11 protein-coding genes and 2 pseudogenes are annotated in these 16,982 nt (G+C 42.9%); 2 read left to right on the forward strand and 11 right to left on the reverse strand.

All coding sequences use genetic code 11. The annotated features are described in order from the left end of the window. Positions 1-263: 263 nt before the first annotated feature. Positions 264-2,177 (forward strand): serine hydrolase domain-containing protein, encoded by a 1,914-nt coding sequence (locus ACSR9A_RS27965; RefSeq protein WP_473761411.1) that lies wholly within the window; start codon positions 264-266, stop codon positions 2,175-2,177. A gap of 930 nt (positions 2,178-3,107) precedes the next feature. Here ACSR9A_RS27965 and ACSR9A_RS27970 read toward each other — a convergent pair. After that, a complete protein-coding gene (locus ACSR9A_RS27970; protein ID WP_473761412.1) occupies positions 3,108-4,310 on the reverse strand; it encodes a copper amine oxidase N-terminal domain-containing protein in 1,203 nt (400 codons plus the stop codon). A 423-nt stretch (positions 4,311-4,733) separates the two neighbouring features. Then, the gene (locus ACSR9A_RS27975; RefSeq protein WP_473761414.1) at positions 4,734-6,473 is read right to left on the reverse strand and encodes an ABC-F family ATP-binding cassette domain-containing protein; all 1,740 of its coding nucleotides are present in this window, start codon (positions 6,471-6,473) and stop codon (positions 4,734-4,736) included. Between the two features lie 308 nt (positions 6,474-6,781). Here ACSR9A_RS27975 and ACSR9A_RS27980 point away from each other — a divergent pair, with 308 nt between their 5' ends. Continuing rightward, positions 6,782-7,084 (forward strand): hypothetical protein, encoded by a 303-nt coding sequence (locus tag ACSR9A_RS27980; protein ID WP_473761416.1) that lies wholly within the window; start codon positions 6,782-6,784, stop codon positions 7,082-7,084. A gap of 316 nt (positions 7,085-7,400) precedes the next feature. On the opposite strand, the pseudogene ACSR9A_RS27985 reads toward ACSR9A_RS27980, so the two are convergent. The 9 genes and pseudogenes from ACSR9A_RS27985 to ACSR9A_RS28025 form a co-directional block, all read right to left on the reverse strand. Then, positions 7,401-7,871, reverse strand: a pseudogene (locus ACSR9A_RS27985) (ATP-binding protein). A gap of 5 nt (positions 7,872-7,876) precedes the next feature. After that, a complete protein-coding gene (locus ACSR9A_RS27990; RefSeq protein WP_473761418.1) occupies positions 7,877-8,134 on the reverse strand; it encodes a hypothetical protein in 258 nt (85 codons plus the stop codon). A 46-nt stretch (positions 8,135-8,180) separates the two neighbouring features. Further along, the gene (locus ACSR9A_RS27995; protein ID WP_473761420.1) at positions 8,181-8,537 is read right to left on the reverse strand and encodes a hypothetical protein; all 357 of its coding nucleotides are present in this window, start codon (positions 8,535-8,537) and stop codon (positions 8,181-8,183) included. 6 nt (positions 8,538-8,543) lie between these two features. Continuing rightward, a complete protein-coding gene (gene istA / locus ACSR9A_RS28000) occupies positions 8,544-9,623 on the reverse strand; it encodes an IS21 family transposase (protein WP_473761422.1) in 1,080 nt (359 codons plus the stop codon). Between the two features lie 364 nt (positions 9,624-9,987). Continuing rightward, positions 9,988-10,644, reverse strand: coding sequence for an AAA family ATPase (locus tag ACSR9A_RS28005; protein WP_473761423.1), 657 nt, complete (start codon positions 10,642-10,644; stop codon positions 9,988-9,990). A gap of 189 nt (positions 10,645-10,833) precedes the next feature. Next, positions 10,834-11,718, reverse strand: a complete 885-nt coding sequence (locus ACSR9A_RS28010; protein ID WP_473761425.1) for a hypothetical protein — start codon at positions 11,716-11,718, stop codon at positions 10,834-10,836. 13 nt (positions 11,719-11,731) lie between these two features. Further along, a complete protein-coding gene (locus tag ACSR9A_RS28015) occupies positions 11,732-13,159 on the reverse strand; it encodes a DUF3696 domain-containing protein (RefSeq protein WP_473761427.1) in 1,428 nt (475 codons plus the stop codon). A gap of 1,308 nt (positions 13,160-14,467) precedes the next feature. Beyond that, positions 14,468-14,643: pseudogene (locus tag ACSR9A_RS28020) on the reverse strand (ATP-binding cassette domain-containing protein); the annotation flags it as partial. Positions 14,644-14,912: 269 nt separating this feature from the next. Beyond that, a partial coding sequence (locus ACSR9A_RS28025) for an S-layer homology domain-containing protein (protein WP_473761429.1) occupies positions 14,913-16,982 on the reverse strand: 2,070 nt, incomplete at its 5' end.

The raw sequence follows: 16,982 nt of genomic DNA on the forward strand, positions 1-16,982 counted from the left end.
ACTCTCATCTGTCATAATCTGTTGATTTACATTTCTAAGCGCCTTGGCAAAATGCTCCTCAAGCTGCCCCACGCTCTTGTAGCTGCCGTAGGCATTCTGCGTGTTCTTCCAGAAGTAGTAGAGCGCACAGGAAATATAGCCCGCTTTCTTAAGCATGCTCTGGGCCGTGGAGCTTACTTCCACAAGATTATACGGTTATGTGTGAAAGTTTTTGTTAAAATAGGGAAACTGGATGAATTCACCTAACTAAAGGAGAGGTTTCATTGTTAAGAAAAGGATTTGCACTTGTGTTCTCTATACTATTGTTTCTATCCAGTAGTATCACAGCAATAGCAGCAGAGAAAGTTAGCGGCGGAGTAGAGGGAGCAACCCCTTCCGGAATTCCGTTGGCCGGTTTGGAAGCTTTTGTCGACAACTATGTAAGAGAGTACATAGGACAACAAACGGTCGGTGCGTCTGTTGTTATGGTGAAAGATGGCCGGGTGGTGCTGTCCAAGGGTTACGGCTACGCCGACGTGGAGCAGCAAATCCCTGTCTCGACGAATACGGTAATGGAGTGGGGCTCAATCAGCAAGCTTGCAGTATGGACGTCCGTGATGCAGCTGGCTGAACAAAAGAAAATCGATTTAAATGAAGATATCCGCGTTTATTTACCGGCAAATTTCCTAACCAAGCTGAAATATGATGATCCAATAACGATGCTCAATCTGATGAACCACAATGCCGGATTCGAAGAGTATATGTTCGATATGGCCTATCAATCCCCTAAGGAAGTGCGGTCGCTGGAGGAGGGACTACAGCTTGCCCAGCCTGTACAGATTTACAGGCCTGGTAAAGCTGTGGCCTATTCAAACTATAGCAACACACTGGCTGCCTATATTGTGGAGAGGATCAGCGATCAGCCTTTTCATGAATACGTTCAGCAGCATATCTTTGATCCCCTAGGCATGGAGGATTCCATTGCTTATTCTGTCATAGAGGATCGCCCGGAGTTAATGGAGCTTAAAGCTAAAGGTTATTTCTTCAAAGGAGAAGGGTCCTTTACACAGGGATCTTGGAATTATATGTCCATGTACCCTAATGGCGGCAATAACGGCACTGCGGAAGATCTCGCTAAGTTTGCAATGGCATTCCTGCCTGCAGCCGGGGAGCAATCACCGCTGTTCGAGAATCCGGAGACGCTAGGCACAATGCTAACCCAGAGTTATGCCTCAGCTGAAGAAATGCCGGGCATTGCTCATGGATTTTGGGAATATCCCGGACTGCACCGGACATTGGGACATGGCGGGAATACGATTGCTTTTGCTACCAACCTGCTGATCGTGCCTGAAGACCGGTTTGCAATTATCATTATGACGAACCAGGCCAGCGAATTTAATATTGTTCATGGTCTGGCTAAAACAATAGTGGGCACACGTGAGCAGGTGGATGCTGTCAATCTGCCGGATGCTTCTGAGATGCAAGGTGAGTTCGTGGCCGCGCGCCGCCCTGAACATGGTTTCATGAATCTATTCCCCTATCTTACGCTGATGAAGCTAAAGCCGCAGGGAGCAAATCAGCTCCATGTTTCACTTGCAGGTATGAGTGGAAGCTATAAGCAGGTTCAGCCTTATCTCTATGTAAAAGTGAGCGGCGACTCGGCGCTCGATGCCTGGCCAATGCTGCATGCCACTGTCAGTAATGACAAGGTAGAGATAGTCTCGGTATATACGTCTGATTATTTGCCGCTGCCTGACAGTAAATCAATGCCGGTTCTGCTCTTGAGTGCTGCGTTGGCAGTACTGGCCATCGTCTATTTCATAATTGCCCCGTTTATATGGCTGGTGCAGGCGATCTTAAACAAGCTGAGATCCAGAACACGCCCTGCACCTTATGCCTTCAGCCGCAAACTAGTAATTGGCCTCACCTTTACAGGTACCAGTATTGTGACGAACAATCTGGTTCTCGCCTTGCGGATGCTCAGCAACTATGAGCGTGCCTATGCCGAGGTGTATCCGCAGATTTTAGTTAACTATGGTCTGACTGGACTGGCCGTATTGTTCATGGCGGCACTGCTGCTATCCTGGAAGAAGAAATGGCCTGCTTCAACTACCCATGACAAGTGGGCAGCCATTCTGCTTATGACGATGATCGTTGTTCTGTTAGGACTGCTTGTATTCTGGCAATTCTACAGTTAAGCAGGCATGGTGTACTTGGTGCTGCTCTGTGCTTAAGTGACAAGTAGGGCGTGCCCCTTCCAATGGAGACGATACGAATAGCAAGAAAAGAAGCCATTCACCCCTCATGTTGGAGATGAATGACTTCTTTTTTTGTTCTCTTCTCCTTGAATGAACAACGCTTGCAGTTTTCCAATTACGCAATCTATGAAATAAGTTCAAACATCATTTAATTTCATACAACGATGGACCAAGTAAACAAGCGAAATGGAAGTAGTGATGGTTTAGATGTATCTGTACAGTGAACTATAGCAGAGAACATAAGAGCATAAGAGCATAAGAGCATAAGCTCAGTTTCGGCCTCTATGAAAATATTTTCAACGGTTACATGCTGATTCCATGTTAACTCAAAACATAAAGAATATATCGCCTAAGGCACGAAGTCCACATGGTGATGTAATATACTTTTACATACTATTTTATGCTTCTCAGTTCTTATTGTTCCCCCGGAGCCACCAGATTCCCGCTATCCGAGCTCCAAACACTCCAGCTATGGGATTCATTTCTTTGCCGGATCTCTGCCAACTTTTTTGTGAGTGCATTCTCCATATTCAGATACTCATTGCGCGCTTCAAATTCCTTGATTTGAAGCTTTAAGCGGTCCTGTTCATTGAGCTCCTCTAGCGGCTTCTTTCGGCCCCGGGGGTCCTGTACGGCCTCTGCGCCACTTGCTTAAGATTTACGAATCCATGCATATACCTGGTAATATACACAGTATTTATATATTTATTTCTTTTAATTATAAAAATTCCCGTAATGATAGAAGTAGAGTTTTGTTTTTCTTCTGTCTACTATGATGAGAGCATATCACAAAGAAAACGGCCCAGATTTATTTCTAGTAATATGCATTTCTATTTTGAGAGGTATGCCCTCTCCTCATACAGCCTCGTCTTAGGACAACCGATGAATCGACCATACCGCATCCATATTGAGATTAATGGTAAGACCGTTAGCTTCATAATATAATCCAACTTGATCGCCTGCTTGCAACTGAACATCACCAGATAGTGTCACCGTTGCGCTCTCAAGTAGGGCTCTCATAGTTAAGACTAAAGGCATATTAACATTTAAAATAGGCAAGTTACCTTTTATTAAATCAGAGTTGGCATTTTTCTTTACGGTGAAAATTGGGTTGACACCGCTACCTAGGCTTACGCTGAGTGCAGCAGTTGTATTATAGTTAACAGTTGCATTTATGGCATACTTGCCGGTCTCCGGCGCCGTAAATATCCCAGTAGCAGCATTAAACGTAGGACTCGAATAATGTGGGGAAGCCACACTCCAACTTGTAAATTGCATACTACTATTTGCAGTGGTTGCACCAGCAGCCGAAAACCCTTCAGATGTATAAGAAGTCCCTGCTGGTCCAGTTGCACCAGCAGAACCCGTCTCGCCTATCGGACCCGCTGGGCCTACTGGACCTGCTGCACCTGGATCGCCTTTATCTCCCTTATCTCCCTTATCACCTTTGGCACCTGCCGTTCCTGTTGCACCCGTTGCTCCTGGATCGCCGTTGTCTCCCTTATCACCCTTGGCGCCTGCTGCCCCAGTTGCTCCCGTTGACCCCGTTGACCCCGTTTCACCTTTGTCACCTTTATCGCCTTGGTCGCCTTGGTCGCCTTTAGCTCCAGGCAGAGCAGGCTCCATTGCTTCATCCATTGTAATATGTAATGTTTGAAGCGTCTGATCCCACACCACCTTGCCTCCGTATAACTCCACTAGGAAACGAGCTGGAACCATCAAGCTGCCATTCACTAATTGTGCCGACTGCTCTAATGCTACCTCCGTAGTCTCCGTACCGATAGTAACGATTGCCGATGCGCGTTCAAGAACGAATAACACGGTAAACTTGTCATCAGACAGCGTCAATGTCTTGGTTTGATTGTCCCAGCGATACTTAGATTCAAACATATCCGCAGCATTTTTAACGGAAATAAGAACCTTCCCATCCTTTACGACAGGAGGAACCTTCTGTTCTATTGAACTTCCATTCACGATCAACGATATTCCAGCTGCCTGCACATAATGCACAGAGATCATCATTAAAGCTAATAATGCGATTCCTACAGTACTTACCCATTTCTTTTTCAGCAAGTTAATTTCCCCTCTCTAATATACAAGCTATAATTAATCTTAATAAATTGTACCATATTCTTATCTTTTTCCCCGTTATTTCCGTAAACCGATAGCATTATCAAGTTACATTGAAATTCATGAAACTTTATTGCATATTATCATTTGCTAGAATTGCTCCGTAATTGGGTTGATCGCAAAAAGAGAGTGAACATTGCCATCAGGAGTTGCATAACCGTTCCACAGTGCAACTTTTTCTTTCGAGTTTAATTTCCTTTGTACATTCCCACCTACTTGTCAAATTCTTTTTCTCATTTTTCACACAAAAAAAGAACGGGCTATCTTTTCGATAACCTGCTCTTGTTCTTGATAGTGAACGACCTAGATGTCTAATATGTTCTTCTAATTCTTGTGGAGTATTCAATGTAATCAGAAGGTTATAATTTAAAGCGACTTAATCAGCTCTTCCAACTCATCAACCAATACTTTTGCAAGTTCAAAATCAGTATCTTTTAAAGCCAACTCTATTTTCATTTCAACTAATCTTTTATTTTGTTCCGTTACAAGATAGTCCCTATCGAAATGACTAGCATAAATCATCTGTCTAAATTTTTTAATAGTCATTTTCCTAATCGTCTTATTCTCAATAATTAAAACATAATCCATACCATTTACAACTGAATAAAAATCATGAGAAATCATCAGAATCGCACCTTTATAGCCTTCAATAGCTTTCTCCAGTGCTATTTGGGAATAGATGTCTAAGTGGCTTGTCGGTTCATCAAGAAGCAATACGTTTGCTTTACTGGCAGCAGCTTTAGCCAATTGCAGCATATTTTTTTCTCCACCAGATAGAGATTCTATCTTTTGATTAACGATTTCTCCTTCAAAACCATAGTTTGCAATATACGTTCTAACTTCATCATAAGTTTTAAACCCAGCGTCGATGAATTCTTCTAGTATTGTATTAGATACCTTTAGCACTTCGCCTTGATTTTGAGATAAATAAGCCACTTTAACACCAGCATTTATTTCAATTGATTCATGATTATTTTTAAAAATATCTCGGAGTAAAGTCGTTTTCCCGGTACCGTTCGAACCAATAATGGCTACTTTGTCCGTAGATTTTATCTCAAAGTCAACATTGTCTAAAAGCAATTCATCAAAGGCAACACTATAATTATTCACATTTACAACAATGGCGTCTTCCATTTCATTATCCATACCAAAACTAATATTCGGTTGCTTAATATCAACAAATGGTGCTTTAATTCTACGTGCTTCCAATCTTTCTTGAAACTTGACTCTAGCTTTTAATGCTTTGCCTCTAGATGCTTCTGAATTATAAGTTGCAATAGCTCTAAGATTATTAATGATATTCTCGTTTCTCTCTATTTCTTCATCCTCAGCCACTTTGAGCTCTTGTAACTCAACTTTAGTCTGAAGTAATGAGAAGGTATAATCCATATAACGCCCATCAAACTCTTGGATCTCTGTGTTTTCGAGGTGTATAACTTTGTTGAAGCAATGATTCAAAAGATATCGGTTGTGCGTAACAACTAGCAGCATTCCCTTGTGAGAATTAATAAGATTCTTAAGCGCATTTAGGTTTTCAAAGTCTAGAAATACATCTGGTTCGTCCATAATCATTAAGTCTGGACTACTAAGCATTTCCTTCATCACTTGAATGAGCTTGAATTCCCCACCGCTCAGGTCAGATACGTTAAGATCTTTAAGCTTCATAAGGTTTGCTAGATTAAGTTTTTTATTAAGGTTGCTTTCAAAATCCTCCCCGCCAATTAATTCCAATGCGTCTAAAGCTAATTGATATTTTTCTAATAAGGAATCAATATCCGATGATGTTTCCATCTCCGTACAAATAGCTGTTATTTCATTTTGTATCTTAATAAATTCTTCCCCTAAATATTCATAAACGGTTGTTTCTTTCGTTGTGTCGATTTGTGGAAATTGACTTACGTGTCCAATCTTGCAAGTCGGGTCTATTACTAACTTGCCTTCGAACAAATATCTTTCTGGATCCATTAACATATCTATTAATGTACTTTTACCATTGCCACTTGTTCCTATAAAAGCGCAATGTTGTGCCTCCTCAAGCGTAAATGATATGTTTTTATATAGTTCTTTTTGCGGAAATGAGAAGGATAAGTTATCAACTTTTATCATAAGTATTTCCTTTCTCTAAAACTAAAATAGTGACTATTACTAGGTGTATGGCAAGCTATATATCTTGAGTTTACCGTTGTTAGAGTAACACTGTTCACAGCCAACTTCAACCGGTTTGTATCCTATCCCTTGGTGGTCAAAGTACCATATTACTTTGAAAGTATACTAACACGCTTAGAAGAATAAAAAGAATTGATAAAAATCACGCTATACGGGCAGCCCGATTTATCCGATAAAGTAAGAAGAGCGGCATGGGGCATCCAATCCACTCATTCTGCATCAATACCACCTAAAGGAGATGTCTGCGAATGCAATACCAGTTTTGCCAACAGGTCACGATTGTGGATATGAACGATGAAATTATTTCGGAAGTGTTATTCGATCATGGGGAGTTCGAAACGGCTGCCTTGTCGATCGGGTCCTCCGTTCTGATTCAACAAGTAGGATTGAAGGAATTCAATGTCGTTTACGATAAAAGGGATGGCAAAATCGCTCGTTATCAAATCACGGATATCGAAATCGATCTCATCGCGCGACCGACGCTCACGCGAGTTTACCTCGAGCCAGTGAAGCTTATCGTCGGTCAGCATGATATCGGGATGATGGTTTAAACAAATTAGCAAATTTGGGCCGCTGCAGCTCTTCAACCCACGTCCGGCGCGGTCTCCCATCTCTTATTCTTAGAGCAAGTCCAATCAACGTGCTTCCATGAGAAGGACCGCGTGCTGTCTAGGCTGCACGCGGTCTCCTTGTTGATTTCAAGCATAAAAAATACATCGCCCCAGGCACTCAGCCCACATAGCGCTGTATTCAAAATCCGCTTACTATAGTCGCCAGTGGCGACAGGGTTCCGCGGGTTGTTTTTTGCAAGTGAAAAATGCAGAGTTTTGCTGCGAAAAGTGCCAAGTGCACTTGCCAGCTAAAACCTTACTGTGGAATACGTTCCATCGCTTGCTTGAGCCGAAGACTCTCGCCGGTGAAGGAGAGAATATGGGCATGGTGTACCAGACGATCGACGAGGGCCGACGTAAGCTTGGTGTCCCAAAAAATCGAGGTCCATTGGCCGAATTCCAGATTGGAAGTTACGATCACGCTTTGCTGTTCATAGCAATCGGCAATCACGTTAAACAACAGCTCCGAGCCCGTTTGGCTAAACGGTACATAGCCGACCTCGTCTAGGATGAGCAGATCTACCTTCTTCAGCTTCTCCCGAAAGCGACTGAGCGCGCCAACCGCGAATTTTTCTTGCAGGACCGCTACCAGATCCGAGGCCCGGTAAAATTACACAGCCTGTCCTCGCCTGCATGCTTCCACTCCGAGTGCGGTAGCCATGTGGGTGTTACCCGTCCCCACCGCGCCCATCAGCAGCAAATTCTCCCTGCGCGACAGCCAGGTCATCTCCCTTAGCCCTTCCAGCGTTTGCCCACCAGGAAACGTAATATGGTAATATGGCCATCCACATACCCATCAAACGTCTTCAAGTGGGGAAATCCCGCCTGCTGCACGAGCTTACCCAGTTTGGCCCTGCGCCGTCCTTCCTTCTCGGCCACAAGCAGCCGTTCGACGAGTTCGTTCATTTGTTCGTCCTGCTGCTGTACGACGTACTCCACCACATGGGCCAGTCTGAGCTGTCGGCACAATTCCGTCAGATCGGGTCTCATTTCAGTTCACCCCCATCAAGCGGTCATAACGCTGAAGCGTTTCGGTTTACTGAGTCCCGGGTGGAGAAAGCGTCTCCGCCCAAGTCGCCGGAATGTCCCGGCTTGCTTGCTCTAAGCCCAGTGCTGCCGTCAACTGAGTAACGGTTGCTTCATCGCCCGCCTCCTCAAGCACACGCTGGATTTGTTCCATCGGGTATACGCCGCACCAGTGGGTCAGCGCTTGTAGGCGCTCCTTTCGCAGGGTCAGATCGGCCACCCCCACGTACTGCCGAATCGCCTCGGGCAGCATGCGAACAAACTGCGAATGTGTGACGCTGCGAGGCTTGCGCAATAGATTCGTAAACACCTGCGTCCACGGGATTTCAGCCGTTCTTCCCGTATACGGACGCGGCACTTCCCGCACGAGTTGCTACTCCTGAGTTCGAATCACGAGCCGATCCCAAAACGTCTGGATGAGCACCTCCCTTCCGGGTGAAACCAGTCCCACCAGCGGAATCGCGGCTCCCTCGACCCGGATTTTTCCGTATTTGTTGACCACCGCTGCGCTCATACGGAAGGGCTCATAACCGGTTTCCGGCAACTGGAGCAGATGGCGTCGGTCCGCTTCCCACAGGTCGCTTATTCGCTCTCCTTTGGCATAATGAGGGCGTTCCTGGTCTTGTCTCGCCTGCTCGGCAAAGAAGTCGGCCAGTTGCTCGTGGCTTTCATAAACGGGAAGGGGCACCGCCCAGTTACGCTTGAAATAGCCGCATTTGCTTTCTACATGCCCTTTCTCATGGCCACTGTAGGGATTGCAAAATACGGCCTCCATCCGGTAGTGGGCGCAAAAGCGCTGGAAGCCATCCGTCAGTTGTCGCTCGCCGTGCTTCTCGATGTGAACCACGGCGACTGACAGATTGTCGAACCAGATGCGCCGAGGAACGCCGCCCATCTGTTCAAAGCATCGCTTCATCCCTTCCAAAAAACATTCTTGGTTCTCCGCCGGAGTCGGGAACACAAAGGCCGCATTGCTGTGAGGAAAAGAGACCACCAGCAGTTTGTAGGTAAGCAACTTCTGGTCTCGGCTGACCTGAATGGTGGTGAAGTCAACCTGGCCTTCTCCGGGAGGATGCTCTAACCGTTCATAGGTTTTGGCACGTTCCAGTTGCATGTCGCTTTTTCGCTTCTTGACGTAGGCCAGGACGGTGCGTTGTCCGCCAGGAAATGCGTACTCCTCTTTCAGTCGCTGAAAGATTCGGACGCCGGTGTGACGTTGCTTGCGTGGAAGCAACTGGTCTTCCTCTAGCCACGTATCGACTACCTCCATAAACGGCCCCATCACGGGGCTGCTGCTTTTCCGTTTACCCCACTCGGCATTCCAATTGTCCTGATCGGCATAGCGTTTGGCCTTTCGCCAGTGGACGCCCACCTGTCTTGCAATCTCATTTACCGAGCAGCCTTCTGCTTCACGTAAAAATTTGATATACTCTTGTTGAGGCATTTTCAGCATCCTTCCAGTCTCCTTCGTCGCGTTCTCGCAAACCTAACGATAGGAGAAATAATGAGGTGCTGGCAAGTGCCTTTTTTTGCACGTTACTTGAGCATTTTTACGCTGCAATCTTCAGCATTTTTAGTATGCAATAAACACCTTGGGGCATGTATGTTCGGGTGGAGTGGCACTGAGCGGCATATATGTCTGTTATGTGGCTCTGCGTGTGCCCAAAGGCTTCTATCGCTTGTAGATCCCTGAGCTTGGCGGCTCCAAGAGCATGTATTCTCTTGCCTCGACCTATGCTGGGCATGCCTAATATACATCTCTTACCACCCCGCATTAATACTATAGTCCTTATATCACACAAAAAAAGAAAATTCCCCTATGAATAGAACTTTTGATTTATCTTATGAAATATTTCAAATAAATCATCCGGATATGTATGTAAGAATTGGCCATCTACGTTCATGAATAGTTCTCTGAATTCTATACGGCTATCTTTTTCTTGAAAATAATATATCCCCAAATCCCCTAATGAAACTTGTCTTGCATATATCATGAGCTGAAAAGACTTAACAAGAAAAGGACTATTGGTAACAACAAATACAACTAAATTACTATTTTTCGAAAAATAATTAATTAATTCCGATAATTTTTCATGCTTATTGGGATGAAAATGTAATTCAGGTTCATCTAGGAATACTAGAGGTATTTTATGTGTGCCATAGAATTGCTCTAATATATTTAGTAATTGTTTTTGGCTAGAACTTTGAGGATTTTGTTTTATTAAATCACTTGCATTATAACCAAAGTAATCGGCCCAAAATTGGACTGAATTTTTTGAATCATTCTCGATTTCATTTTTTTGATTATTTATTGTAAATAATTCATTAATCCCCAAAAGTTCTAATATTTTTTCTTCGTTATTAAACAGAACTTTCAATTCATGGATCAATGAACTTCTTCCTGAGCCATTCTCACCTACGAATAAGTTTAATCTTTTGAATTCACCTTTCGTGATATAACTCTTTCCTATCATTTTAATCCCTCCATCCATATAAGGCTTTCTATAGCATATACCAAAGAGGCACACACTATTCTTATTACCCTTCTTTTTTAATTGTTCCCTTCCTTTAACTGATTAATTCTTTCTCACCCATGTCATCTTTATAGTAAATTCAAAAAGCATCATTACGCCCCACTTAGGGAGACACAATGATGCTTTCAATTAACATTTTGTAATAGTAATAAAATCGGAACTATTCTTTCCCTTTGAACCAAATAAGTATAGCCGATATGGAATAGTAATTCTAAATTTCGAAGTCTTTATAAAACCTTCATGTAACTTATCCTTATTCTGAGGTATACATTTAACGTTTACTTTATACCTATCCTCCAACTGCTTCTTTTTATTCCTCCCAGTCTCAGTAGAAATAATCAAAGTAACATTACAAGATAACATATCAATATAAGGTACAATATATTGTTCGAAATTAGTTTCATTCTGCTGCGTATCAGCAAGATACACATCTTGAATAATAAGCATCTTAGTGTCATAAAACTCAGATAAATATTTCGCAAGATTATCTGAAGAGGAATCTTTACTAACTTCTAATGAAATAGGTGTTTCGAACATATCAAATATATATCTTTTTAGCGGTATGGATTGATTGTAGTGTTCTTTAATATATTCCATTGTTATTTGTTGTCTCTTGGTGGTAGACAGGATTTTCTTACTTACAAACTGAATATTTGTATTCACTCTCATGCTAGTACTAGAAACATCACCTACAACTATTTTTGTATCAGACTCTCTTGCTGTTCTAATGAGAATATCTTCAACTTCATTATAAACAGATTCAGTCTTTTCAACTTCGGATAAAACTACTTTCTTAAATTGTTCCCTTGAAGACATTATATCAAATAACCAGCTTTGATATAGCTCTAACAATCCACATTTTTGCATATCTTTTTCCCATAGTTCTAATAGCTCTTTACTTGCAACAAGTGTATGGTTTATTAATCTTCCAGCAGTAATCAGCTTTTTTGCTTCTCCATTAGGCCGAAACAAATCTTCTAATAATTCCCCATGTACAGTGAGTTGTAGTTTCATTAGCCATCCCCAACTATATTGATTCCATGAATGTTTTTGTTAACTGAAAAGGAACGTCAAAAAATCCTTTAGGAAACTCTTCTTCAAATTGACCATTACTAGATAAAACCATATTTTTTATATGACTCCCATTTTCAGTTTGATCAAAATAGTAAATACCGATATCTTCTGAATTTATTACCTTTTTTGCAATCATTATTTGAAACTGCCTTATCAAGTACATACTATGGGTCTCAATAAAAAAACTTTTTTCGTAACTTTTTACACAATCAACAAATAATTCCCCTAACTTCGCCTGTGCATTAGGATGAATATGTGTTTCTGGTTCTTCAATTAATAGAACACTTCCTTTGGGAGAAATCACAGATTCAATAATGATTGGTAGTAATTGCGATGTTCCAACTCCAACATCAACAATATTACTTAAATGTCCTGTAAACTTATTTTTAATGATTAATGAATATGTACTATTTTTCAATTCATCAACATCTACTGCTTGTGCTAAATCAAACTCCTCTAGCCAATGATTTACCCTTTCCTTTAATAATCTCTTAGAATTACTACTGCCTCTATCCTCATTCAGACCAATCACTGTACTTAGTGTATTCTCACCTTTTGGTCCCACAGAATTAAACTTGAAATTAGTAACTAATTCCGATCTTGTTGGTTCATATCTAAATGGTTCAATATGAATAAAGTTTTTCATATAATAATTCATCTTATACTCAAATTCTTTAAGTGCAAACTCTACTTGCATGAGTAATAATAAAGTTTCATCTTCTAGTCCGACTGTTTTTTTACTGTTTAATTTAAAATAAAATTTATACGGTTCTACTATGTTAGGAATATCTATTTCCACACCATTATATACAACATAATACGAATTAATTCTCATGAAAATACTAAATTCGTCCCCGTTACTCATTTCAACTTTGAAACTATGGATAACATTTGGTTTTTTGGGAGTCTCTTTTAAGGTCACAACAATCTCAGTTATCGGGCCTTCTCTATACTTCTTGTAATAATTTATAATATAGTCTTTATACTTAGTTGCACTAAGAGAACTCTCTTCAAATTTCTCAAACCTAATCACTGCCGCTAAGAAGAGAGAACCACTTTCAGAAATACTTTCTTTTAATATTGTTGAGGCTAGCCACTCGGATGCATCATCATCTATTTCATTACTCATCTTAAAAGAAAACTTTATATGTCCGTTCAATTTCCCAAACACTATGCTGCGAAACCCACCAATCTGATCATTCAAGTGAACAGCAGGTTCCGATTCTTTATTGTTAAGCGAATTAAATATAGTCATAAGACCTTTTAAATAACTTGATTTACCTGAACTATTCGGACCCAACAAAACATTAATTTTCTTAAACTCCATACCGTTATATTCTTTAAATGCCTTAAAATTCTCAACTCCAAATCCTCTAAGCATTAGGTACCTCCCATCCTTATTCTAGAATTATATTTAATTATAACCCATACGTTGAAAAGCTCAAAATAATTATTATACCCATTGTTGAAATGGTTTAATGGGAATATCTATATTGTATGATTCCTTTGGTTCACATAACTTTTTCGTTCCATGATATCAAACCTATTTAAGCCTTAATGATAGATTTCGACAAAAATTGTGAGAACTTTCATCCATAAGTTTTATATTTAAAACTTCAAAATCTATTAAATGTACTTGTTGACTTTCTGTTGATTTGTTTGCAATGTTGAAAGATTGTTAGCTCCTTCCCTTCACGACGTAAGATAGCGCTTAGGGAATATTTTTATACAAATAGGTCTTTACTGCCACTCTAAATTGGAAGACTAGCGGCCTTTTTTTTGTAAGCAGAAGGTCGTACAGCGGTGCATTAAAGTACATATAAATTGATGCGGTGCATGAAGTTTCGCGAAAAAAGATTCAGAGGGCGAGCGTTGACTCCGTGTTGACTTCGAGTATAAAAATACATCGCCCAAGGCACTCGGCCCACATGGCGATGTATCCAACAATAAACCACTATTATACATCCTTTTGTCCTTCCTCTTCCCCAGTGACTACAGAGTTACTAGCGTCAGAGCTCCAATCACTCCAGCTGTCGGTTATGCACTGGAAGTGGTGGCAGGAGCAAAGTCACGGCATGTGCAGAGCCACTTTGAATCGTTGACTTCATTGCGACGTTGACGCTGACGATAATGAGACGTTATTTCCGCTGCGCAGCCGAAAAGCTCTGCTTTTGGCACCCAGCGCCATTGGTTCGGAGAGCGAGAGGCGTTAGCGGCGCATGACGGTCCAGCCCCAAACATGAGTGGAGCTTGCAAAGCTTCAAGCAGCCGACCAGCGTAAGAGAACGTAAGACAACAGAAAATACGGCCCCACGACAACCAAGTGGACTGGCAAACAGTAAGCAGCAGAACAGGAGGCAGAACCCAACATAAACCGACAGCCAACCAAAATGACTTGAAATACAATGCCCTTACCCCAAGCACCAAGAGTAAAACATACAGATACCCTAGAGACCACACCAGAAAGAAGCGCGTAAAGGAGTAAAAAGAGTAAATATAAATATGTATATCTAAAAAAAATATATCCAAGCATACATAGCTTCAAAAAGGCATGTATTCAGAGTTAACGCTTTTTACGCCATTTGCTCCCCCGCCTTGCCCACGAGGACCTGCGGCTTACGCCGTAGCCTACGCCGTGGCGTACGCTGCTACGCCTCTTCTACGCCTCGACCACGCCTGAATGCCACCCCAGCTTGCCCTCGAACAGGTATCTTTTCGGATCCATCAGTATGTCTATCAATGAACTTTTTCCATTGCCGCTTGTTCCGATAAAAGCGCAATGTTGCGCCTCTTCAAGCGTAAAGGAAATGTTTTTATATAGTTCCTTTGCGGAAATGAGAAGGATAAGTTTTCAACTTTTATCATAATGTTTCCTCTCTTTATAACTGAAATAGAGACTTTTATTAGATGTATTGCAAACCGTAGATTTTGTGTTTACCGTTGTTAGAGTAACACTGTTTACAACCAGCTTCAATCGATTTGTATCCATCCTATCCCTTGAGGAAAAAGTTGCATGCTAGGCTGGCGCGCAAGATAAGATTATAATATCATTATCCATTTAGAGTTAACGAGCTCCCTTGAACCCGACTTTCGGCGAAATAGAAAAGCACCCAATCGGGTGCCATTCTATGATCTTATTTATGAAGAGCTATCGCTTTAAGCATGACGACAGCAGCCTCTGCACGAGTGGTATTGATTTTCGCCCTAAAAGTACCATCCTCATAACCGTTAATTAACCCGTTTTCGGCTGCAGCAGCTATAGCTTCCGTTGCCCAACTGGAAACATCCGAATTGTCCAAAAAGCTGACGGACTTACTTGAAACATCCAGCTTCAACGCGCGGACTACCATCACCGCCATTTGCTCACGAGTAATCAGATCGTTCGGACGGAAGGTATGATCTTCAAAACCAGACACAATACCCAAAGCTGCGGCCGTACCAATCAAATCCTTAGCCCAATGGTCGGTTGTATCGTCAAAGGCGCTGCTATCTGGCGCTGTCAACCGGAGAGCCTTTACCAAGATGGAGACGAACTCAGCTCTTGTAATAGAGTCATTTGGTTTAAAGGTCCTATCCGTGTATCCGTTGATTGCCCCTGTTTGAACTAAATCTCGAATATTAGCTTCTGCCCAGTGGCCCTTAATATCGGTCAAGATTGTTTCGCTTGTCGACGGTGAGGGGATCTGAACTCGTTCCGAAACGAGAACGGCAAACTTCCCGAAATGGGTGACAGAACCGGATACGGTGGCGCTCGCTTGATCCACCTTCGCATTGTCCAGTACCACCCATTTGTTCGTTTGTTCATTTAGCCAATAGACTGCTGCTTCACTCTTGTTGAAGTCTACCTTTGACTTGTCAAAAGTAAGTACTATCGTAACTGGCTTTATAAATTCTCCATCGCTGTTTTTCTTTACTTCGTAAACATCCCCAATCCATTGAAGGGAAACATCTTTAGGCAATTTTGAGATATCGGCCACTTTGTCCACGGTTACATGAATGGTTTTGTCCGTAGCCCCTTCCGGAATTGAAAACTTAACGTCGCCAAGAGTGAACTCGGCACTGAAGAATGCGCCAACCGTAAAACGATTGGATGGTGCGCTGCCTCCATCACTGCCAGCAGTAGGAGGTGTATCCGGTGTAATCGTAACTGGTGTATAGGCCACAAATTTCGTGAAGTGTTTCGTCCAAATGACAATGTCGCTGCCAACGGTGATTTTAGCTTCGCCTCCGGCTGCTATTTCACTGTCTGCCGCAGCTTGGGTGTCCGCCGAAATCGTGCCTGTGATCGGCGTAAACACGCCACCGATTACAAACCCGACCGATTTCCCCCCCATGTTCGGGATTAATAAACGCACCGCATGATCGAAGGTCAATGATACGTCCGAGGAACCTACTTCAATGACGGCGTTTACTTCGGCATTATTAACCAATACGCTGCTAGTGCTCAGTACGACCGGTAGTTTTATTGTCCCGTCCCAGCTCGCGGGAGCCGTAATTTTCGTTCCTTCCGGAATTGCAACGCTCACATTGCCCAATGAAGTAGCCGCTTTTACGTCTACTAGTGGCAGAGTCGCTTCTTTGTTTGATCCCACCGGTACCGGAGAGACGGCAACATTGGCATCCGTTATGCCTAAGGGAACTTCAATAGATACTGGTATGCCTGGCGTTACCAGTATCGGTGTTGCTGAATTAACCATCGAGACTGCCGCTCTTTGCACGATCAGTTTATATGTTCTTGTTGTCGTGCCATCCTGCGCAGTCACTGCCACCGTGATCGTGTTGCTTCCCACGCTCAGGCTGATCGCTTCCGAAGCCGTTCCGCTCTCCACGGCCTTACCGTTTACCGTCACTGCAGCCTTGCTATCCGCCGCCGTCGGCTTAACTTTCAGGCTGCTAACACCATTCGCCAAGCTCGCCGCATAGCTCGTTGTGTCCGACACAAACGCCGGATTCAAACTTCCATTCGACAAGCTAAGCGCAATCAGATTCGCGTTGTTGCTCGCCGGAATCGCCGCCCATTTCGCATACAGCGTCATATTGCCGCTCACCGTACCCGTGCCGAAGCTCCATAGCGTCGTATAGCTTGCTTCACCGTACCAGCCCTCGAACGTATACCCCACCCTCGTCGGGTCCGTCGGCTTCGCGATCTTCGCTCCGGCGCTTACTCCGGTCGCTTCCGCTACCGCGCTGCCTCCTTGCGTGTC

This window comes from Paenibacillus sp. R-74696 (genome assembly GCF_055814915.1).